This is a genomic window from Bacillus sp. FSL M7-0307 (genome assembly GCF_038627835.1).
GTDB lineage: Bacteria > Bacillota > Bacilli > Bacillales > Bacillaceae > Bacillus > Bacillus altitudinis.
In genome coordinates, this window is record NZ_CP152023.1 from 903740 (window position 1) to 925929 (window position 22190).

At 40.6% G+C, this 22190-nt stretch carries 19 protein-coding genes and 1 tRNA gene; 15 read left to right on the top strand and 5 right to left on the bottom strand.

The features are described 5' to 3' along the window. The first annotated feature begins 65 nt into the window (after positions 1-65). Positions 66-139, top strand: a tRNA-Gly gene (locus MHI41_RS04565). A gap of 96 nt (positions 140-235) precedes the next feature. Here MHI41_RS04565 and MHI41_RS04570 read toward each other — a convergent pair. Further along, entirely contained in the window at positions 236-832 is a 597-nt protein-coding gene (locus MHI41_RS04570; protein ID WP_008349086.1) for a hypothetical protein, read from the bottom strand. 83 nt (positions 833-915) lie between these two features. Between MHI41_RS04570 and queG the strand changes: the two genes are divergently transcribed. The 9 genes from queG to MHI41_RS04615 all read left to right on the top strand — a co-directional run bounded on the left by queG (position 916) and on the right by MHI41_RS04615 (position 10757). After that, on the top strand, positions 916-2064 hold the full coding sequence (gene queG / locus MHI41_RS04575) for a tRNA epoxyqueuosine(34) reductase QueG (protein ID WP_026050065.1): 1149 nt from the start codon (positions 916-918) through the stop codon (positions 2062-2064). A gap of 61 nt (positions 2065-2125) precedes the next feature. After that, a complete protein-coding gene (locus tag MHI41_RS04580) occupies positions 2126-3028 on the top strand; it encodes an amidase domain-containing protein (protein ID WP_171465118.1) in 903 nt (300 codons plus the stop codon). Positions 3029-3071: 43 nt separating this feature from the next. Further along, positions 3072-3545, top strand: coding sequence for a tRNA (uridine(34)/cytosine(34)/5-carboxymethylaminomethyluridine(34)-2'-O)-methyltransferase TrmL (gene trmL, locus MHI41_RS04585; RefSeq protein ID WP_003211950.1), 474 nt, complete (start codon positions 3072-3074; stop codon positions 3543-3545). Positions 3546-3987: 442 nt separating this feature from the next. Next, on the top strand, positions 3988-5883 hold the full coding sequence (locus MHI41_RS04590) for a PrkA family serine protein kinase (protein ID WP_017360374.1): 1896 nt from the start codon (positions 3988-3990) through the stop codon (positions 5881-5883). Positions 5884-6023: 140 nt separating this feature from the next. After that, the gene (gene yhbH, locus MHI41_RS04595) at positions 6024-7187 is read left to right on the top strand and encodes a sporulation protein YhbH (RefSeq protein ID WP_007497035.1); all 1164 of its coding nucleotides are present in this window, start codon (positions 6024-6026) and stop codon (positions 7185-7187) included. 363 nt (positions 7188-7550) lie between these two features. Next, positions 7551-8183: an HlyD family efflux transporter periplasmic adaptor subunit gene (locus tag MHI41_RS04600; RefSeq protein ID WP_007497037.1), complete on the top strand. Its 633-nt coding sequence runs from the start codon at positions 7551-7553 to the stop codon at positions 8181-8183. A gap of 39 nt (positions 8184-8222) precedes the next feature. Beyond that, on the top strand, positions 8223-9842 hold the full coding sequence (locus tag MHI41_RS04605) for a DHA2 family efflux MFS transporter permease subunit (RefSeq protein ID WP_017366903.1): 1620 nt from the start codon (positions 8223-8225) through the stop codon (positions 9840-9842). Between the two features lie 17 nt (positions 9843-9859). Continuing rightward, the gene (locus MHI41_RS04610; protein ID WP_008349066.1) at positions 9860-10384 is read left to right on the top strand and encodes an NAD(P)H-dependent oxidoreductase; all 525 of its coding nucleotides are present in this window, start codon (positions 9860-9862) and stop codon (positions 10382-10384) included. A 13-nt stretch (positions 10385-10397) separates the two neighbouring features. Beyond that, entirely contained in the window at positions 10398-10757 is a 360-nt protein-coding gene (locus tag MHI41_RS04615; protein WP_342494591.1) for a hypothetical protein, read from the top strand. 112 nt (positions 10758-10869) lie between these two features. Here MHI41_RS04615 and cspB read toward each other — a convergent pair whose 3' ends face one another. Continuing rightward, positions 10870-11070: a cold shock-like protein CspB gene (gene cspB / locus MHI41_RS04620; protein ID WP_008349061.1), complete on the bottom strand. Its 201-nt coding sequence runs from the start codon at positions 11068-11070 to the stop codon at positions 10870-10872. 211 nt (positions 11071-11281) lie between these two features. Continuing rightward, a complete protein-coding gene (locus MHI41_RS04625; RefSeq protein ID WP_008349059.1) occupies positions 11282-12373 on the bottom strand; it encodes a diguanylate cyclase in 1092 nt (363 codons plus the stop codon). Positions 12374-12467: 94 nt separating this feature from the next. On the opposite strand from MHI41_RS04625, the gene MHI41_RS04630 reads away from it, so the two are divergent. After that, entirely contained in the window at positions 12468-12848 is a 381-nt protein-coding gene (locus MHI41_RS04630; RefSeq protein WP_008349057.1) for a hypothetical protein, read from the top strand. 35 nt (positions 12849-12883) lie between these two features. Here the strand turns inward: MHI41_RS04630 and MHI41_RS04635 are convergent, their stop codons facing one another. Further along, positions 12884-13300: a hypothetical protein gene (locus tag MHI41_RS04635; protein WP_019743740.1), complete on the bottom strand. Its 417-nt coding sequence runs from the start codon at positions 13298-13300 to the stop codon at positions 12884-12886. Positions 13301-13453: 153 nt separating this feature from the next. Between MHI41_RS04635 and MHI41_RS04640 the strand changes: the two genes are divergently transcribed. Together MHI41_RS04640 and MHI41_RS04645 are read left to right on the top strand one after the other, a co-directional pair. After that, complete coding sequence (locus tag MHI41_RS04640; protein ID WP_008349054.1) at positions 13454-13960, top strand: YhcN/YlaJ family sporulation lipoprotein; 507 nt, start codon at positions 13454-13456, stop codon at positions 13958-13960. 156 nt (positions 13961-14116) lie between these two features. Continuing rightward, on the top strand, positions 14117-14992 hold the full coding sequence (locus MHI41_RS04645) for a hypothetical protein (protein WP_058213957.1): 876 nt from the start codon (positions 14117-14119) through the stop codon (positions 14990-14992). 29 nt (positions 14993-15021) lie between these two features. Here MHI41_RS04645 and MHI41_RS04650 read toward each other — a convergent pair whose 3' ends face one another. After that, positions 15022-15666: a spore coat protein gene (locus tag MHI41_RS04650; protein WP_008349050.1), complete on the bottom strand. Its 645-nt coding sequence runs from the start codon at positions 15664-15666 to the stop codon at positions 15022-15024. Positions 15667-15810: 144 nt separating this feature from the next. On the opposite strand from MHI41_RS04650, the gene MHI41_RS04655 reads away from it, so the two are divergent. Together MHI41_RS04655 and MHI41_RS04660 are read left to right on the top strand one after the other, a co-directional pair. Further along, entirely contained in the window at positions 15811-19173 is a 3363-nt protein-coding gene (locus MHI41_RS04655; protein WP_342494592.1) for a CheR family methyltransferase, read from the top strand. An 82-nt stretch (positions 19174-19255) separates the two neighbouring features. Next, the gene (locus MHI41_RS04660) at positions 19256-22162 is read left to right on the top strand and encodes a 5'-nucleotidase C-terminal domain-containing protein (protein ID WP_342494593.1); all 2907 of its coding nucleotides are present in this window, start codon (positions 19256-19258) and stop codon (positions 22160-22162) included. The last annotated feature ends 28 nt before the right edge of the window (positions 22163-22190 follow it).

A 22190-nucleotide genomic window follows, 5' to 3' on the forward strand; every position in this document is an offset into this window, starting at 1 on the left:
GAATTGTTAAGAAAGTTGTAACATAATAAAAGTCAACGCAATGACGTTGTCTCTAAAAGATTGATGCGGGTGTAGTTTAGTGGTAAAACCTCAGCCTTCCAAGCTGATGTCGTGAGTTCGATTCTCATCACCCGCTCCAATACATAATTTTGTTTATAACGCAGTATTTCGTTTCATAGATAAACGAAGTGTTGCGTTTTTTATTATGTCAGTATAATGTAAAAAGCACTGTGACCTACAGTGCTTTTTCAATGAGTTCATATTTACTTTCTCCACCATGTATTTGTATAAACATCTTCGTCAAGGATTGTATAAGCGCTTCACTCTTTTCCCGGGAAATAGATGGTGGGAAGAGAATGATTTGAAGAATGCTTTTTGTGTCTTGAGAAATTTGAGCTTTACTTGCTTGAGAAAATAACCCTTTAAGCTCTGCGCCATCCTGCCATTCAATATGACCAGTTTCATTTTTGGATAATGAAAGAGGCCCTTTCAATTGATCGGCATCTAATGTAAGGATAGGCAAGAAATATTTTAGTGAAAAAAATATCGACAAATCCTGTACGGAATTGGTCGAGTCAATAAATTGTTCTTTTTGAATATCAGCAAGAAGCGGAAGAAAGGGGATACCTTCTAGAAGATTCGTCCATTCTTTAATCGCTGGTACTTCTTCCAAAGTTTGATCTTCATATTCAAAAAACAAAGATTCTTGAAACAGGCGCAGTCGGCCTTTTAACATTTGAGGGGATTTCCCTATCTCAATATGTGAATATTCAATCTGTCCAACATGGATAGACGGGCTTTGAGGTTGGGAGATTTCCATTTGTATCTTCACAGTGACTCACTCCAATCGGTCATGATACACTCGTATTATACTGAAAACAACTGAAGAAACAAAGAAAGGAGGTTTGCAAGGTGATTCATGTTGGACAATTAAAAGAAGAGTTAATTCAATATGCGAACGAAATTGGTGTCGATAAAATTCGATTTGCAAGTGCTGATACATTTGATTCATTAAAGGACCGCCTCATCTTACATGAATCGTTAGGGTATTTGTCCGGTTTTGAAGAGCCTGATATCGAAAAACGAACAAATCCTGCTTTGCTGCTTCCAAAAGCAAAATCAATTGTCGCCATTGCGCTCGCATACCCTTCCAAAATGAAAGATGCTCCCCGAAGTACAAAGGATGCAAGAAGAGGGATTTTTTGCAGGGCTTCATGGGGAACTGATTATCATGTTGTGCTGAAAAAAAAGCTCGACATGCTTGAAGAATTTTTGCGCAGTAAACACGAAGATATACGGACAAAATCAATGGTGGACACAGGTGAATTGTCTGACCGTGCTGTAGCCGAACGTGCTGGCATTGGCTTTAGTGCAAAGAACTGTATGATTATCACACCAGAGTTCGGATCTTATGTCTATTTGGCTGAGATGATTACAAATGTTCCATTTGAACCGGATGAGAAAATAGAAGACCAGTGCGGAACTTGTAATAAATGTGTGGATTCATGCCCAACGGGTGCTCTTGTGAATCCAGGCCAGCTCAATTCTCAAAGGTGTATTTCGTTTTTAACACAGACAAAAGGGTTTTTACCTGACGAATTTCGCTCGAAAATAGGGAATCGGTTGTATGGATGTGATACGTGCCAAACGGTCTGCCCAATTAATAAAGGGAAAGACTTTCATCTACATCCTGAAATGGAGCCGGACCCTGAAATTGCAAAGCCACTCTTAAAGCCACTGCTGACAATCAGCAATCGTGAGTTTAAAGAGAAGTATGGTCATGTTTCTGGATCATGGCGAGGGAAAAAGCCTATTCAGCGGAATGCCATTTTGGCACTTGCTCACTTTAAAGATACATCTGCTTTGCCAGATTTGGTTGACCTGATGCATAAAGATCCAAGACCGGTCATTCGAGGCACGGCTGCTTGGGCAATCGGTAAAATTGGCGATGGTCAGCAGCTTTCAGAACTCGAAAAAGCCCTTGAACGGGAAAGTGATGAAGAAGCAAAACAAGAGATCATCAAAGGGATTGAATTGTTACAAACACCTTTAAATACTAAATAACCTCCCATTGAACATAGAATGAACCAAACAGAGATGTTAAAAAAAGTTTGGTGGTGTCTGTGTGAAACAATTATTAGAACAAACGTTAGAAGACAGACTGGCATATTTATTAAATGGCAGTACGATCAAACAGCCGCAGCTGATGTCTGATGTGGAAGCTGTGGAGCGAAAGAAAGAGCTGTTTGCAAGAAGACAAGTTGAGATTGTCAAGGCGAAAGCAAAAGCAAAACTTCTCGATTCAGCTATTCAAGATGATGGAGCTCAGCAAGTCCAATATCTCGCTCACCTCACTTATGTCTGTAAGGATATAGACGATTCTTTTTATTTAGAGGAACAGGTTGAGAAAAGAGAAGCGTTTCTTTATAACGACATGCTTGTGAAAGATCGGATGATGTTAGAAGAACGACAAAAGGAAGATCAGGTGGATGAGCGCTTCCAAAATGAAGACCAATTTGGAAGAGCTTTTCACTATGACCGGCGTGCAGCTGTTCAATATGCTGAGACGTATTGGAATAAACGGAATCCAGCCTATAAAAATTTCGAAGATAACTGTACGAATTTTATTTCACAATGTCTAAAAGCAGGGAATGCGCCAACGAGAGGATATCCGAACCGTGGATCTGGCTGGTGGGTTCGTCCACATACATGGAGCTACAGCTGGACGGTGGCACATTCGATGAAAAATTATTTAGCGAATTCCAAAGCGGGGTTGAGAGCGAAGAAGCTCAAGGAGCCGCAAGAGCTTCAAATAGGTGATGTTATTTGCTACGATTTTGAGGGTGACGGTAGGTATAATCATACAACCATTGTCGTTGATCATGATAAAGGCGGAATGCCTCTAGTGAATGCACAAACGTATGACAGCCGTATGCGTTACTGGTCGTATGAAGATTCAACGGCTTATACACCTAGTATTCGTTATACGTTTTTTCACATTTTGGACGATGCTCCAAAGGGTAGTTAATGGTATAATGTTGAGCGGAAAAGAAAATTAGAGGTGAACTTTTTTGGGACTTCATGTCGTTTTATATCAACCAGAAATTCCAGCTAATACTGGAAATATTGCGCGAACATGTGCAGCAACAAATACAACACTTCATCTGATTCGTCCGCTTGGTTTTTCTACAGATGATAAAATGCTGAAGCGTGCAGGACTCGATTATTGGAAATATGCCAATGTCGTCTATCATGATTCATTAGATGAATTGTTTGAGGCTCATCCGAAGGGGCAATTTTTCTATATCACTAAGTTTGGGCAAAAGCCGCATACAACGTTCGATTACTCGCAACTAGATGAAGACTACTTCTTCGTATTTGGCAGAGAGACAAGTGGATTGCCAAAAGATTTGATTGAACGGAATATGGATCGCTGTCTACGTTTACCAATGACAGAGCATGTTCGTTCACTGAATCTATCGAATACGGCAGCGATTCTTGTGTATGAGGCGCTTCGCCAGCAACAATACCGAGATTTGATATAAGAACATGATAAAAGCCGAGATCCCATCTCGCTTTCAGTGAATATGTAAGTGCTGAAAATATGAACGAAATGAAAAAGGATGTTCCGCTGATGGAACATCCTTTTTTTCATTTGCCAGGCTTGCCTTCGTAGCCAGCTGTGAAAATGGATACTAAAAACGTAATGATGACGCCCATCATAATGACCGTTCTCATATAAGCTCCCCCTTATCCCTTTGTTCCTTTGCTGCCGGTTTCATATGTTGCGAAGTTCGCCTTGAAAAGCAGGAGATGAAGATCATTTTTCTCCTGTTTTTCCTTTATTATGAAGGGTCTTGCGGATGGTTGTCAATTCAGTTTGCCAATTCGTCATTTTGAAGAACGAAAGCATGTAATAGGACGCCTCCGCATAGATTGTAAAACAGTATCTGATTTCTAGCTTCAATCTTGAAAGAGGAGGTTCATATGGATATTTTAAAGAAAATTGAACAGCACAGAGAAGAAGAGCAGCGACTGAAATGGGAAGGTACATTCAGCGAATATCTAGATATTATTAAAGAAAATCCACTTGTCGCTCAATCTGCTCATTCTCGCGTTTATCATATGATTAAGGACAGCGGGATTGAAGAGGAGAATGGGGTCAGAACCTACAAATTTTTTGATCAGGAGCTTTTTGGATTAGAGGAATCATTGGAAAGGCTAGTGGAAGAGTATTTTCACCCTGCGGCTAAACGTTTAGATGTCAGAAAGCGTATTTTATTGTTAATGGGGCCAGTCAGCGGCGGGAAATCGACGCTTGTCACAAGGCTGAAAAGAGGGCTGGAAGAGTATTCACTAACAGATCATGGCGCAGTCTATGCGATTAAAGGCTGCCCAATGCATGAAGATCCGCTTCATCTTATTCCGCAAAATCTGCGGGAGGATTTCTATAGAGAATACGGCATACGTGTGCAGGGGAATTTATCACCTTTGAACTTGATGAGGCTCGAAGAGGAATATGGCGGCCGCATTGAGGATGTGAGAGTGGAACGAATTTTTTTCTCAGAGGACAAACGGACCGGCATTGGTACCTTCAGCCCGTCTGATCCGAAATCTCAGGACATTGCCGACTTAACAGGAAGTATTGATTTTTCAACGATTGCTGAATTTGGTTCAGAGTCAGATCCGCGTGCGTACCGGTTTGATGGAGAGCTCAATAAAGCGAACCGTGGAATGATGGAATTTCAGGAGATGTTGAAGTGTGATGAGAAATTTCTATGGCATCTTCTTTCATTAACGCAGGAGGGAAATTTTAAGGCGGGGCGTTTTGCGTTGATTAGTGCGGATGAATTGATTGTTGCACATACGAATGAAACGGAGTACCGGTCATTTATTTCGAATAAAAAGAACGAGGCTTTACACTCAAGAATTATTGTGATGCCGATCCCTTATAATTTAAAGGTGACAGAGGAAGAACGTATTTATCATAAGATGATTTCAGAAAGTGATGTCTCAGATGTTCATATTGCACCGCACACGCTAAAGGTAGCTGCGATGTTCTCTATTTTGACAAGGCTGAAAGAGCCGAAGCGGTCTGATATCGATTTGGTGAAAAAAATGCGACTGTATGATGGGGAAAGTGTCGAAGGTTTCCAATCTGTTGATATTGATGAGATGAAAAAGGAATTTCATGACGAAGGAATGAGCGGAATTGACCCGAGATATGTCATTAACCGCATTTCATCCACCATTATTCGAAAGAACATGGAATCCATCAATGCACTGGATGTCCTCCGTTCCTTAAAAGAAGGACTCGATCAGCATCCATCGATCTCAAGTGAAGATCGGGAACGTTATTTGAATTTTATTTCTGTCGCACGAAAAGAGTATGACGATATGGCGAAGAAGGAAGTTCAAAAGGCATTTGTGTATTCCTATGAGGAGTCTGCGAAAACTCTCATGGATAATTACTTAGATAATGTTGAGGCGTACTGCAATAAAAACAAACTGCGTGATCCGTTAACAGGTGAAGAAATGAATCCTGACGAAAAGCTCATGCGTTCAATTGAGGAACAGATCGGCATTTCTGAAAACGCCAAAAAGGCATTCAGAGAAGAAATCCTTATTCGGATTTCAGCTTATGCGAGAAAGGGCAAACGCTTTGATTATAATTCTCACGAGAGATTACGAGAAGCCATTCAGAAGAAGCTCTTTGCCGATTTGAAAGATGTCGTGAAAATTACGACATCGACGAAAACGCCGGATGAGCAGCAGTTGAAAAAGGTCAATGAAGTAGTGGCGCGATTGATTGATGAGCATGGCTATAATTCTACAAGTGCAAATGAACTCTTAAAATATGTAGGCAGTCTTCTGAATCGTTAATAAATGAAGGAGGCATTATTGGCGCAAACCAGCACCGGTAATGTCTTTTTTAAAAATCGTCGTCATTTCGACGACGACCAGCATACGATAATGGAATCGATGGGTACAAGAATTGTCCAAAAAGGTGAGGAGGGGGATGGATGTCCCGGCAAGAAAAAAGTCAGTTTATTGTGTCTCAGGAAGACTGGTCCCTCCATCGAAAAGGCTTTGATGACCAGCAGCGTCATCAGAAAAAAGTCAAAGAGGCGATTAAAAACAATTTGCCGGATCTTGTCACAGAGGAAAGCATCATTATGTCTAATGGCAAAGATGTGGTCAAAATTCCGATCCGTTCTTTAGATGAATATAAAATTCGGTACAACTATGATAAGAATAAGCATGTAGGTCAAGGGGATGGAGACAGCCAAGTTGGCGATGTGGTCGCTCGGGATGGATCTGACAGTAAGCAAGGGCAGGGAAAAGGGCAAGGTGCTGGAGATCAAGCCGGTGATGATTATTACGAAGCAGAAGTCTCATTAATGGATTTAGAGGAAGCGCTGTTTCGTGAGCTGGAGCTACCAAATCTTAAACAAAAAGAACTTGATGATATTGTTGTCGAGGAAATTGAGTTTAATGATATTCGCAAAACGGGGTTAACCGGTAATATCCATAAAAAACGAACAATGCTGTCAGCATTTAAACGAAATGCCATGACAGGAAGCCCTTCCTTTTATCCCATTTATCCAGAGGATATTAAGTATAAGACGTGGAATGAAGTCACCAAACCAGAATCGAAAGCGGTTGTCCTAGCGATGATGGATACGAGCGGAAGTATGGGGCTTTGGGAAAAATATATGGCGAGAAGCTTTTTCTTTTGGATGACACGTTTCTTGCGGACAAAGTATGAGACAGTCGAGATCGAATTCATTGCCCACCATACAGAGGCGAAGGTCGTAGACGAGGAGCACTTCTTTTCTCGGGGAGAGAGCGGGGGAACCATTTGTTCTTCTGTCTATCGAAAGGCACTAGAGCTCATAGACGAACGATATCCTCCGTCACGATATAATATTTATCCTTTCCATTTTTCTGATGGTGACAATTTGACCTCTGATAATGCACGGTGCGTGAAGCTCGTTTCTGAAATTATGAAAAAAGCCAATTTATTTTGTTATGGTGAAGTGAATCAATATAATCGGCATTCTACGTTAATGTCAGCATATAAACATATTCAGGATGAGAAATTTAAGCATTATATTTTGAAGCAAAAATCAGACGTTTTTCTCGCATTAAAAAAATTTTTTCAGCAGGAAGAAGTTCTTTCTTAAAGAGAACATTCAAAAAAACCTTTCAGCATAAGGGCTGAAAGGTTTTTTGTGTGGAGAAGGAAGGGATCACCAGAAAAAAAGTAAAACTTTCTCTTTGACATTTCAATTTTCATTTATTAATATTTAATCTTGTTAAATATAAGTTTTTCAAAAAAAGATGCCGATCGTCTTTTCTTCTTTTTCTGCTTTTTGCTCATAAGTGAACAATAAGTATAAATGGGCTGCACACCATTTTCAGCAGAGTAGAAAAAGGGGAAACAGGCAGCTCTATGAGCTTGTTTCATAATCTGTCAGATGATGGGCATTCTAAGTTTGCTAAAGCAGATGACACTATATTTTTATACATGAAAGGAGAAACAAAACATGAACAGAGGGCGTTTATTGCTAACGAATATTATTGGCCTTATTGTGATTCTTGCCATTATTGCCGGAGGTGCTTATTACTACTACGAAAGCACAAACTTCGTAAAAACAGATGAAGCAAAAGTGACAGGTGACATGTACCAAATTACAGCGCCAGCAGCTGGACAAATCAAAGGCTGGGACATCAATGAAGGTGACGAAGTGCAAAAAGACAGCACAGTTGCAAAAGTTGAAGGAGAAGCAAAAACAAACATTAAAGCAGTGGCTGATGGCACATTAGTCAAAAAAGAAGTACAAAACAACCAACAAGTGCAGCCTGGGACAGTTCTTGGTGAAACGATTGACCTAAGCAAGCTTTACATTACAGCGAATATTAAAGAAACAGACATTAAGAACATTGAAAAAGGCGACAAAGTGGACATCGTTGTAGACGGCGATCCTGATACAACATTTGAAGGAACAGTTGAACAAATTGGTTATGCAACAAACTCAACATTCAATATGCTGCCAGCAACAAACTCAAGTGGTAACTACACGAAAGTGACACAAAAAGTAGCAGTGAAAATTTCAATTAAAAATCCATCTGACAAAGTACTTCCAGGTATGAATGCTTCTGTCAAAATTTCATCTTAATGATGACTGATATCAAAAAATGAAAGGAGGTTGTCTGAGATGGCAAATCAACCTGCAGCGACAAAACAGGGAGCAGGCTCCTTGTCTTTACTGATCATTTTAATGGCCGGTTTGTTCGTAGCGATTTTAAACCAAACGCTTTTGAACGTAGCCATGCCCCATTTAATGACTGAATTTAATGTGAGTGCGACGACAATTCAGTGGCTTACAACAGGTTACATGCTTGTCAACGGTGTGCTCATTCCGTTATCTGCGTTTTTAATCACGCGTTTTGGCCAGCGCAGCTTATTCCTCGTGGCGATGATTTCATTTACACTAGGGACCTTTATTTGCGGTATTGCGCCAAACTTTTCTACGATGCTGATTGGTCGTTTGATTCAGGCAGTCGGTGGCGGTATCTTACAGCCGCTCGTCATGACAACAATCCTTTTTATTTTCCCTCCAGAAAACAGAGGGAAAGGAATGGGGATTTTTGGTCTTGCGATGATGTTTGCGCCAGCTGTCGGACCAACGTTATCTGGTTATATTATTGAACACTATTCATGGCGTATTATGTTTTATGGACTTGTACCAATCGGTGCGATTGTCATTATCGCGGCTTTCTTTATGTTTAAAAATATTGTAGAGCCTAAAAAAATCAAGCTGGACAGCCTTGGTGCGATTCTGTCGATCGTTGGTTTTGCTTCGCTTCTATACGGAGTGAGCGAAGCGGGAAGCGATGGCTGGACAGATCCAATTGTTCTATCTACGATTATTGTTGGTGCGATTGCGATCATTCTCTTTATTTTCCAACAGCTAAAAGCGGATAATCCGATGCTTGATTTCCGCGTGTTTAAATACAGCATTTTCTCATTATCAAGTGTTATTAACATTATTATTACCGTTGCCTTATACACTGGGATGTTCTTACTTCCGATCTATTTGCAGAACCTCGTTGGGTTTACTGCACTGCAATCGGGGTTATTAATGCTTCCAGGGGCACTTGCGATGCTGATTATGTCTCCAATTTCAGGGATCTTGTTTGATAAATTTGGACCTCGTCCACTTGCCATTGTGGGGATGCTGATTACGGTTGTCACCACATACGAGTTTACAAGGCTAACGATTGATACATCTTATAGTCACATTGTGCTCATGTATGCAGTACGTGCCTTTGGTATGTCACTCTTGATGATGCCAGTCATGACTGCTGGGATGAACCAATTACCGCAGCATTTAAACAGTCATGGTACAGCGATGTCAAACACACTGAGACAAATCAGTGGTTCGATCGGTACGAGTTTGATCACGACGATTTATACAAATCGCACGACATTCCATTATTCCAATATGGCAGATCAAACGAATACAGCTGACCCGTTCTTTATGAATTCATTCCAGGCGGCTGTCTCTAATGTGATGCACCATATGGGCATGACAGCAGAAGCTGCTCAAAAATATGTGTCTACCCAGCTCTTTACGAAAGCACAAGTTGATTCAAATGTGATGGGCATCAATGATGCTTACATGTGGGTGACATTATTCTGTGCAGCTGGTGTGATTCTTAGCTTATTCCTGCGAGATGTACGTAAGGATAAAAAGCGAAAAGAAAAGCAGGATAAGAAACAAGAAATGACATTGCTTCCAGCACCTAAGGAAGCAAACCAAGATGCAAGATAAGTGTGGAGGGACCGTACATGAAAATTTATGTCGTATACGATAGTGAAGGTGACCATACAAAAGCACTTGCAGAAGCGATTGCAGCTGGCGCAGGTGAAACAGAGCAAGCTGAAGTGTTCATTGATCATGTGAAAGATGCGGATATCCGCAAGCTTGATCAAATGGATGCAATCATTTGGGGCTGCCCTGGTCACTTTGGTACCATTAGTTCTGGATTAAAGACATGGATTGACCGTCTTGGGTATTTATGGGCAGAAGGAAAACTCATCAATAAAGTCGGTGCCGTTTTCTGTACCACTGCGACAACACATGGCGGATTAGAAATGACGATGCACAATTTGATTACGCCGATGTTCCATCAAGGGATGCTTGTGGTCGGCCTTCCTGGAAATGTTCCAGAAAATGCGTTATACGGCTCTTATTATGGAGCAGGTGTGACGTGCCCGATTGATTCTGATGAAGTGATTTCTTCAGAAGGCATTGAGCTAGGGAAAGCATTAGGAAGACGTGTAGCATCAGTCACTGCGTCATTTAAGCGATAAGGAGAGGGTTCTTTTGGCGACGATTATTGTAGCGTTAGTAGCTGCTGTTCTAGTCATTATCGGATTAGTAGCGTTCAATGTCAGACACGCTTCGGCCGAGAAGGAAGAGATCAAAGAAGATGTATCGAATCATCCTGACGTGCCGCATAGCGAGCCAGAAGTTGCGGCGAGACCTGTAGAGCCTGAAGTGGAAGAAAAAGCGTCAGAGCCTTCTCAGACAGATGATGCTGCGTTAGGTGATGATTTCTATAGACAGGTGCTTCAAAAGTTTAAACAGCCAGAACCACCTGTCAAAGAAGAAGAACCAGAGACGAAAATGAATGATGATATGTATCGTTCTGCTTTACAGAAACTAAAGCAGAAGGACAAATAAAAAGAGAACCTCTTGTCAGGTTCTCTTTTTTTATTACACAAAAAAACCGCCGGCATAAGCCGAGCGGTTTTCCTTCACTCTATAAAGTGCTAAAAGAGCAGATGCTCTTAAATTACGCTTTGTTAACGTTAGCAGCTTGTGGTCCACGGTTACCTTCAACGATTTCGAAAGAAACTGATTGACCTTCTTCTAAAGTTTTGAAGCCTTCGCCTTGGATAGCAGAGAAGTGAACGAATACATCGTCTTGACCTTCTACTTCGATGAATCCGAAACCTTTTTCAGAGTTGAACCATTTTACTTTACCTTCTAACATGAAATTTCCTCCTAAAGCGATCTTAACGCTTAAATTCACTATTCTTGCTCTTACACAAACTTCAAAGACGAAAACTCTTTCAAAACTTTCTTCTTAAAGATGATACGAACAAAAATAATTACCTTTACTTTACCAGTGTTTGCGGGAAAAAACAACTGTTATACGAAAACTTTTTTAAAAATAATTAGCGCTAACAAATTGAGGAAAAAGCCTATGTTAAGTGTTCTCTTTTACGTCCAGAAAAGCTCACTTGGTTTCTGCCTGACTGCTTCGCTTTATAGAGCTCCTGGTCTGCAATAATCGGTAATTGTTTCATGTTTTCACTTGTTCCTGCATCATAAGCACAGCCAATTGACACCGTAATGTGAATCGATGTTCCGTTTTGTAAATAAATTGGGTGATCCGCCATTTTTTTTCGTAAACGTTCCGCAATTTGCCATGTTTTTTCAACGGAACAATTCGGTAAAAGCACAGCAAATTCTTCACCGCCGATCCGCCCAATATAATCAGAGCTTCTTGTGTTCTTAATCAGCCTTGTTCCGATTTCTTTTAAAACGATATCTCCCTCATGATGTCCATACTGATCATTGATGGTTTTGAAATAATCGATGTCTAGGTAAATCAAGGACATTTGATGGATAGGTTGCTTTAAGTTCAGAGAAAAAGCATCACTTAATATTTCATCGAATTTCCGTTTATTTAAAACACCAGTTAAAAAGTCATAATGAGCTTGGAATTTATACAAATTTAACATCTGATACGCTTTTGTTTGATGCTCAATGACATAAAAGTTAAATAAACCGGCAATATACGAGAAAATCCAATAGGCAGTATGCAGTTCAAACGATCTTTCATTGACGATGATGATAAATAAAATCGTCGCAATGACGTTACTCATGGTAATAGATAACAGCATTTTTACGACGTGATTGATATGACGCTCAGCAATTAAAAAAGAAGCTGTGGCGATAAATATCATGGAAAAAATATTAATGAAAGAAGCGACATTGGCTTCGATTAATAATCGGCCAATAATGATCACACAGGCTGCAATGAACGTTTGTGCAATGCCTCCATAAAATGCCGTTAAAATAAGGGGGATATGTCTTAAATCGATGATGGCTGGTCCTGCTTTAATAGAGAAAAACATTAAGAGGACACCGAGTAACCCAGAAATCATTCCTTTAAAAATTTGTCTGAGCAGGGTGTCTTCCTTTTTTAAAAAATTCTCTTTAAACACAAGCATCAATAAATAATGGAAAGTGACAAGAATTGTTAAATTAATAAAGAGGTCTCTTAGCAAAATAAAATCACCTTTTTAAAATTACTAAAATTTGTTGCAAAAGAAAAGGGGAAACAAGATAATTAATAAAAATTTCACTTATGAGGGGTTTAAAATGAGGAGAAAACAATTTCCAGATCGAACGGACTGGCTTTCTTTTTTTGAGACGTGGCCTGATGAAGGATTTGAACGAGATATGCCCATTGAATATCAAGATCTAACGTTTCGGTTTGAGAATGAGGAAGAGCGATTTGTGGTGACGATGTCTCTTGGAGTACAAGAATTTTCTTTGAAGGCTGTTCGAAAAAAGGACGCATCCGTTTTAGGAGTATATGCCTTTAAAACTGTGCGACATGTAGAAATAAAAAAGGATCGGCAGCATGAAAAAGAGCTGTTGATACTATTAGATGGTGTGGAACGGTTTGTTATCACGATCGAAATCACCTTCTTGCCTTCCTTCTGCATCATGGTGAAAGAGCATTTTTCAGGAGAATAAACAGGAGCCTTTCTGAAAAAAGGCTCCTGTTTTAGTTATTTGTGCTCGATGTCATTGAGAACTTGCTGAATGGATTCATCATCCATTACATTCATGACACTTTCATCAATGTGAAGAGACTGGGCGTAAGACTCTCTCGGCGGCTGATGAGTTTGGTATGTTTTTGATGATGTTTGATGCTGATTTGTTTCATTTGGCTGGACAGCGGTGAATGCCTGCTTGATCATTTGACCTACTTCAGCCGTGCCTTTTGAGTCTTTACGTGAATGCGAATGGGACTCATGGCGAGATGGCTCATGATGGTGTTGATCTTTGCCTTTCATCATTGAGGACAAATTCATTTGAGTCATGCTGCTTAGTCTTCTCCGTAATAGTGGTGAAAATAATGCAATGATGGCTGTTGATGCTGCGATCATTGCACCAGTACTCATACCTTTTCTCTTTTTAAACAAACGAATCCCTCCATTTGATCGTGATGATACTTCTTCATCATGTTTAGGATGACCAATCAAGGCTGATTTATGAATTCATTGCTGAAATAGAGGATGTGTGCATAAAAAGTCTGCTGGATGAAAAACCTATGAGCAAAAGGAGGGAATCAATTGATGAATAAGAAATGGATGCTATCTTTATTACTCGTTCCAACATTGATCACTGCTGGGTGTGGAATGAACAACCAAGGCGATGAACGAAGAGGAACAATGAAACGACAGTATGAAAATGTCACATATAAGAACGACAACATGAGACAGGATCAACCAAATGTGCAAACACCTCAGAAGGTGAAAGTGGCAGATAAGGCATCAGAGCTTGTTGCCAACATGTCTGAAGTGAAAACAGCGAACGTACTTGTCACAGGGAAAAATGCATTTGTTGCTGTCGTGCTTGAAGGCAATAAAAGCGGAGATGTAACAGACGATTTGAAAAAGAAAATTTCAGACAAAGTCAAATCGACGGATCAACAAATTGATAATGTGTATGTATCTGCTAATCCAGACTTTGTCGATCGTATGGCAGGGTACGGAAAACGTATTAGAAGTGGAGAGCCAATTTCAGGATTCTTCGACGAGTTTACTGAAACGGTTCGACGTGTCTTCCCTGAATCAAAATAGCTACGACAAAAGCCGTATGTCATATGCGGCTTTTTTGTTTGGAACCGCACCTTGCGCACCTGACTGCATAAAGTAAAAAATATATCACCTCTTGTTGATCTTTGTTTTTTCATAGAAAGAGAAAGAGGTTGCAGGATGAATTCAGGTGGGGAGTAAATGAAAGCAAAACCGTCATTAATTCATAAAAAACTTGTAAGCGGAATGATTGCAGCAGGTTTGATTTTTTATGCGTTCACTGCGTACTTGATTTATGTAGCGTTCCAGCTGGCAGGGCAATATCTAGAGGAGCATTCTTCGCCTAAAACGGTCTTAACGGAAGGACTCAATAAGCAAGTCTATGAACATATTCGAATCTACTATGCAGAGGATGAGGGCGCCTTTGTCGATCTGACCATAGAAGCGCTTGAGCAGGCAAAGAAGAGAACGATGTCAGTGTTTCAGTATGAAGCTGATAAACCGTTAGATATCATTTATTTTGATGATAAAGAGACGATTGAGCAATTTGCTGGCATCAAGCATATTACAGGTTTTTATTCTGATGTTGATCATATGATTGGATTATACCCAGATAAACGGGAAGAATTGTTGAAGAAAGAGACACTGCCTTTATACTTTTTCAACACGTTATTCATTCATGAGTATGCCCATTTCGTTTTCTATGAAAAGGTGCATGCATATAAGGTATCTCCAGTCGTCTTTCCCCTTTGGTTCCATGAAGGGACAGCAGAATGGACGGCCTATGATGTGCTGAACGCTACGTCTGAACGGTTTGACGTCATTCCTTTTAAATCTCTTTATTCTGATCAAGACTGGCAAGAATCTCGCACGACGTATGAGACAGATGTTTATTTACAAAGCTACTATATGATCTATGAGCTTGTGCAGCTTTATGGACGAGATGTCATACATGAGATCATGGAGGAAACGGCGAAAACTAGTCGTTTTGATAGAGGGTTTGAACAAGCGACAGGACAACGTCTCACAGATTTTGAAGAGCAATTTAAACTGAATTATCAAAGAAAAAACGGCTGACCTGTAAATATGTCGGCCGTTGTTTTTATTTAATGAAGCGGTTTTTGCTGATTGGCTTTGCTTGGCGGCATCTGCACTTGTCCTTGCATAGGGGCAAATGTAGACGTCATCGCCTGCATATCTTGAGCTGTAAGCTGTGGAACTTGATAATAGCTATGTTTGTTTTGATATAAGAAAATTTCATATGCCATTTCAATAAAGTTCGGAATTTGCGCTGCAAGCACACGTCGCACCACAGGGTTTGTGACCTCTAATGCAGTCATTGAGAGTAATCCAGCATGAGATTTCACGAGACCAAGCATATGTCCTGTAATTCCCGCATCTTTTACATCTTGTAATGACTGATTTGGCTTTTTAGGCTGAGATGGTTTTATTCCGTATGTCACCTGCGTCTGTTCTTTCATCATATAAGTAGATGTTTCTTCACTAGGCTTTTGACCAGTAGAAAAGCAATCTACCGTGACGTTGTACTGGGACAATACAAATTGATATTGTCGATCTAAAATGTCGGATAATGCGGGATCTTGGATAAATTGCCGGAAGATCATGTATTGATCCAAAATATTAATGGTCCCTGCCAATACCTCATGTAAATCAAATAACTCATGCCCGCCATGATTGAATTGGGGCTGCTGGGCATGTCCTTGAACGTTTGTCTGCTGATCGTTTTGCATAAAGAATCCTCCTTCTGTTTATACAGTCTGTTTTAATGTGAGGAAGTTTTCCTCCTTTCATGCAAAAAACATTATTTACAATTAGAGGGTTTTCTTCCTTTTTGTCGAAAAAATGTATCAGACGAATGAACATGGGGGTACCAGATGCAGGACAAAATCATTAATCGTTTGATAGAAGACGAACATGTGCAGGCACCAGTGATTGGCATCGGTGTTTCGCCGTTTGAACAGCATCATCTTGAGGCTTTTTTTCAATCATTTCCGCAGGAATTAAATGCCTCTTTTATTGTTGTGCAAAATCATGTGACAGGCGATTGTGTAACTGATTTGGAAGCACTTGTTTTACCGATTGGCTACCGGGCAAAGCCGATTAAGCATGGTGAGAAAGTCATGAAAAATACGATTTATTTTTGTCCGCAGCATGCAGCTGTGACATTGACAGAAGACAAACGGCTACACATAACAGAGCAGCATCCTACGAACAAGGCGTGTGCTGTGAATTCGTTGTTTCAGTCACTTGCCAATGTGCAAAAGGAAGAGGCCTATGCGATCTTTTTTCAAAAAGGCTATTGTGTAGGAAGTGGTTTGCTTCAAATCGTTGAGCAAGGCGGTACAGCCATATCGTGCAGTGAGACAAATAGTGGGTTTGATCGTATGTATCATCAAACATTTCAAGACCCTTCTGCACTTGCGTCATATATAGCCAACATCATCAACATTCCGCATACAGATGTTGCAGACCCTGTTTTGATCAGAATGATTGAACGTCTTGAAATGCATAAAGGAATTGCTTTTTCAACCTATGAGAAGCGCAGGCTGCTCTCTGTCATTCAAAAAAGAATGAGGAGTGCGAACCAATCGATCTCCTTATTGTCCGAGTACGATCGTTTATTAGAGAGAGAACCAGATGAGCTTGATCGCCTGCATGTACAGCTTTTAAGCGGAACGACTTCCTTTTTTAGAGATATGGAAGCCTTTCGAGTATGTGAACATCACATCATTCCGTCGATCATTGAAAACACAATGAAAAATGGGAAATCTCGATGCCGCATTTGGATTGCAGGATGTTCTACAGGTGAAGAAGCCTATTCTTTTGCGATGTTATTTTTAGAAGAAATGAAACGAAGACAAGTGTCCATTGAACTTCAAGTGTTTGCAACAGACATCAACCGGAAAGCCATCCAAAGTGCAAGCAAAGGTGTTTATTCGCTTGAGTCTATGGCACGGATGCCAGAAAAATGGAGGGCGCGATATTTCGAAAAAAAAGGTGACGCTTTTATTGTGAAGCAGTCGCTTAGAAAACATATTGTCTTTGCTCCTCACAATTTATTGATTGATTCACCTTTTATCCACCTCGATTTTATCAGTTGCCGAAATGTTCTGATGTACTTCCAGCCAGAAGTACAAAAACGAGTCTTATCTCGATTCCAATATGCACTAAAGGATCAAGGGATGTTGATATTAGGACCGAATGAAAAGGTACCCAATATCCCTCGTTTATTTCATTTGTTAAATGAAAAGTGGAACATTTACACCCACTCAAACGTTCCTAAATACAATGCAGGTCGTACGGAGTTAAAAGAACGAGCTGTCCAATATATGAAAGAAGTAGAGCAGGAGTATGATGCATGTTTCATCATAGACGATTGCGAGCAAATTCTCGCGATATCAAACGGTGCCTATTCTTTCTTAGCGCATGCAGAAATCTCAGATGAATTATGTGAATATGTAACCCCTGATTATATGAAAGAGATACTAAGTCAAAGCTTTCAAAAGGTGTGGACTGAAGAGACTGAGGTTGACTTTCAACATGTCCTCATTTCGGAAAATGGAAGAAAGCAGTATGCTGATTTTACAGTGAAACATTTTGATCGCCGTTTTAAAGGAGTATACGTCATTCTCATTCGGATGAGTGAGAGAGGAAAAAATCAAAAGAACGGCAGGGACAAAGGGATGTCAGAGCAGAATTCGGTTTATCAACAGCGAATTGTCGATTTAGAAAATGAGCTCAATGAGGTCAAACAAAAGGAGCAAGAATCAAGGGCTCAATTAAAAGAAAAAAACAAGCAAATAGAAGTGCGCGAGAAAACAAACGAGCATTTTATTAATATCATAAACAACTTAAAGGTGACAAGAGAAGAACTGTACCGGCCGTCTGTGAAGCCAGAACTTGCCACGTTGTTTGTGGACCGGGAAATGAATATTCGCTATCACACTCCTACAGCTGCCTCTTTATTTACTTCAGCTCAAACCCGGCACCAGCAAACTTTTCAGTCGATGGTGAAGAAGCTATCGAAGGAAATGCTCTATCAGGATATTCAATCTGTCATTTCAGATAGGCGCGTGATCGAACGTGAAATTGAAACGAACGAAGGAGAACAATTCACGGTTCATATGACGCCTTTCTATGATCAAGATCGCGAGGGAGCAGTGATGACCTGGATCAAGATGACCGAAATGACGAAATTGAAGCAGGCTCTTCATCTTGCGGTGACAGCACTTGATAACAGCCATATTCATATTGTGGTTGCAACAGGAGAAGGTGTCATTCAGTGTGTCAACCAGCGCTTTTGTCAGTTTGTACAGCAGCATGAATATGACTTGATCGGAAAAGATATTTTTTCTGTCTATTATGCGTTGTGTCAATGTGATGATCTAGCGAAACAATGGGACGTGTGTTTAAGAGAAGGCAGCTGGACAGGTGAGTTGTATTTTCAGGACTTATCAGGGCGTGAGCGATGGGAAAGAGTCTCTTTACACCGAATCGATGACCCTGACAAAATGCAGTCTACTGTCATGCGGATTTCAGAGGATATTACAAGTCAAAAACAGTCTGAGAAAATGCTGATGAAGTCTGAAATGCTGTCAGCAGTTGGACAGCTGGCAGCTGGTATTGCCCATGAGATACGTAACCCACTTACGTCGTTAAAAGGCTTTTTACAGCTAATGATTCAAAGTAAAAAGTATCAGAAGGATTATGCCGATGTGATGATGTCAGAGTTTAATCGGCTTGAGTCTATTATTAACGAGTTCCTTGTGCTCTCTAGAAGCAAATCTGTTAAATTTGAACCGGTGAATGTGAATCTTCTGCTCGAAGAAGTCATTATGGTCGTTGAATCTCAGGCGGTCTTAAAAGGAGTGTCGATTCAAAAGAATCTGGCTCCCTCTCTGCCTCATATTCAAGGCATTCCAAATGAACTAAAACAAGTGTTCCTTAACATTCTTAAAAACGGAATTGAAGCGATGGATGGAGTAACAGGTGTGATCCAAGTGACTTCATTATTGAAAAACGACCAAATGATGCTGATATTTGAAGACCAAGGAAAGGGCATACCAGAAGACGAGATTGGAAAATTAGGTGAACCTTTTTACACAACGAAAGAAAAAGGCACGGGTCTTGGATTAATGATGACCATTAAGATTATTGAAAGCCATGGCGGTACCATTCGTTTTGAGAGCAAAAGCTTTGAAGGGACACGTGTGATTATTACGTTTCCAAGTAATTGAGATAAGTTTTACACGAAATCCATCCAGTCTCAATATTTGCTTTGTACACTAGAAGAGATGAAGTTCAAAGGGGAGAAATCTAATGAAACGTATACAATCCATTCGAATGGTCTGTTGTTTGATTTTGGTGATATTTAGCCTGCAATCTTTACTGCCTAGTATCATGACAGCTGAGCCGTTTAGTGTTTCTGAGAAGAAGGACACTTTGTGGAAACAAACAAAGCCGATGAACATAAAAAAAGCTCGCAAACTGATAGGAGAAACGGTGACGGTGAGCGGTATCGTAACAGCAGATCAATCCGCTATAGGGAATGGGAAACTATCAACATATATCCAAGACAAAACAGCTGGTCTCAATATTTATTCTGCGCAGCCTAAAAACTTCCCAGAACTAAAAGCTGGCATGAAGGTCACGGTGACAGGCAAGATCACGACTTATAAAGGGCTCATTGAAATTGTGCCAGATCAAGACCATCTGAAGATTGATGCTGTGAATCAACCATTGCCTTCGCCAAAAAAAGTTTCAGTGAAACAATTGGAAACGGATCAGGCAGGTAAATATGAAGGAAAATTAGTGAAGGTAAAAGGCTATGTAGAACAGGCGCCAGATCAGCCGGCTGGCGGTGGATACAATGTGGCCATCATTGATAAAAAATATCATAGCACAGTCCTTAGAGTCATGGTTGATACGGGTGCCATTGATCAAGTGAAGACCGGAAAATGGTATGAGTTTACTGGCGTTTTAAGCAGATACGATACGCTGCAAGTACTTCCAAGACACAAAACCGATGTCAAATTGCTGAAGCACCAGCCAAAGCCGCCAAAAATCAAAAAAGAATATGAGGCAACGGTAGATCGTGTTGTGGATGGAGATACCATTCATTTGAAGAAGCCTGTGCTCGGCACAACAAAGGTACGCTTCGTGAATATGGACACACCAGAAACCTACCACAAGCCAAAAAATGAATTAGATCAAAACCAGCTGCGTTTTGGACAAAAAGCGACGGATTATTTAAAAACCCTTCTTTCAAGTGGTGATCGAGTCACATTAAAGATTGGCCCGGAAGCAAAGGATGGATATGGACGTCTTTTAGCTCAAGTCAAAACCAAAAAAGGGCTGAATACGAACCTAGAGCTTGTGAAAAAAGGATATGCCCCTACTTATTTCATTTGGCCTGTTGGAGATGAAAAAGAGTATCTGATGTTCCAGCAAGCAGTGAAAGATGCCAAGGAAAAAGGGCTTGGTATTTGGAATGAAGAAGATCCTCTGCTAGAACAGCCGTTTGAATTTAGAGCACGCGAGCAGAAAAAAGGACTCACTCGTTATGTGGGTGATTCATCTGCAAAAACCTACGTATCACCTGACAGCTGGAATGAGATCGATGTGGATAAACGTATCTTTTTTGCTTCTAAAGAAGAAGCAGAGCAGGCTGGATATCAGGCGTCAGAATCATCCAGTGAAGTCCCATTAACCATTTTAAGCATGAATGATTTGCATGGTAAAATTGATCAGCAATATGAGCTGGATGTAAAAGGTGATGGCAGTAAAGGAACGTATGGACGGATGGATTATGTGGCGGCTTATATGAAACAAAAGCAGGCTGCGCAAAAAAATACGATAACAGTTCATGCAGGAGATATGATAGGCGGAAGCTCGCCAATATCTTCTCTTTTACAAGATGAACCAACCGTTGAACTAATGGAGAACATCGGCTTTGATGTTGGGACAGTTGGCAACCATGAGTTTGATGAAGGTGTGGATGAACTATTGCGCATCTTAAAAGGTGGAGATCACCCGAAAGGCACAAAAGGATACGATGGGCAGAACTTCCCGCTTGTTTGTGCAAACTGTGAATATAAGGATACTGGCAAACCACTTTTACCAGCCTATGAAATCATGGATGTCGAAGGAATTCCTGTAGCTTTTATCGGGGTTGTGACAACATCAGCGGCAGGTATGGTCATGCCAGAAGGAATTAAAGACATTCAATTTACTGATGAAGTCCAAGCTGTCAATGAAGCAACGAAAGAATTAAAGCAAAAAGGGATTAAAGCGATAGCGGTTCTGGCTCATATGACCGCCTCTCAAAATGGTGATACCATTACTGGAGAAAGCGCAAGGCTCGCCAAAGAAGGTGATGACGAAATTGATGTCATTTTCGCTGGCCATAATCACGAAGTGGTCAATGGAGAAGTGAATGGAAAATTAATTGTCCAAGCCTTTGAATATGGAAAGGCGATTGGAGAAGTCAATGTCACACTTGACAGGAAAACAAAAGATATTGTCAAAAAGAGTGCAAACATCCAGTATGTAGACCAGGCTGGTATTGAAAAGGATAAGGAAGCAGCGGACATTTTAGCTCATTACGGAAAAGAAGTTGAGCCGATTATTAGTGAGGTTGTTGGAGAAGCAGGGGTCAAGATGGAGGGCGGCTATTCAAATGATGGTGATACACCACTTGGCAACCTTATTGCTGATGGCATGAGATATTCAATGAAAAGTGACTTTGCCATGATGAATGGCGGCGGCATCAGACAAAATCTCGAAAAAGGACCCATTACTTGGGGAGACCTCTTTAATATTCAGCCATTCGGAAATGTTTTAGTGAAGCTGGACATCAAGGGGAAAGACTTAGTTGATATCATTGAAGCTCAAATATCTCCTCAATTTGGACCGGATTATAGCATTTCAGGCTTTTCTTATTCGTACGATCCGTTAACATATAAAGTAGTCGACTTAAAACTGCCTGATGGTTCTTCCGTTGATTTCGATAAAACGTATACACTCACAGTGAACAACTTCATGGCGACTGCCACTGGAAGTAAGTATGCGCCGATTGGACGGCTAGGGAAGAATCCGGAGACAGGCCCAGAAGATTTAGAAGCAACAGTCGCTTTTGTAAAGAGCTTCGAGGGAGCTTCTATTGTGTATCAAAAAGAGGGCCGAATTCAACAAGCGAAGCAAGAAGAAAAGGCAGCAGCAAGCTAAAGAATCATCACCAAGGGCGAAGGAGTTA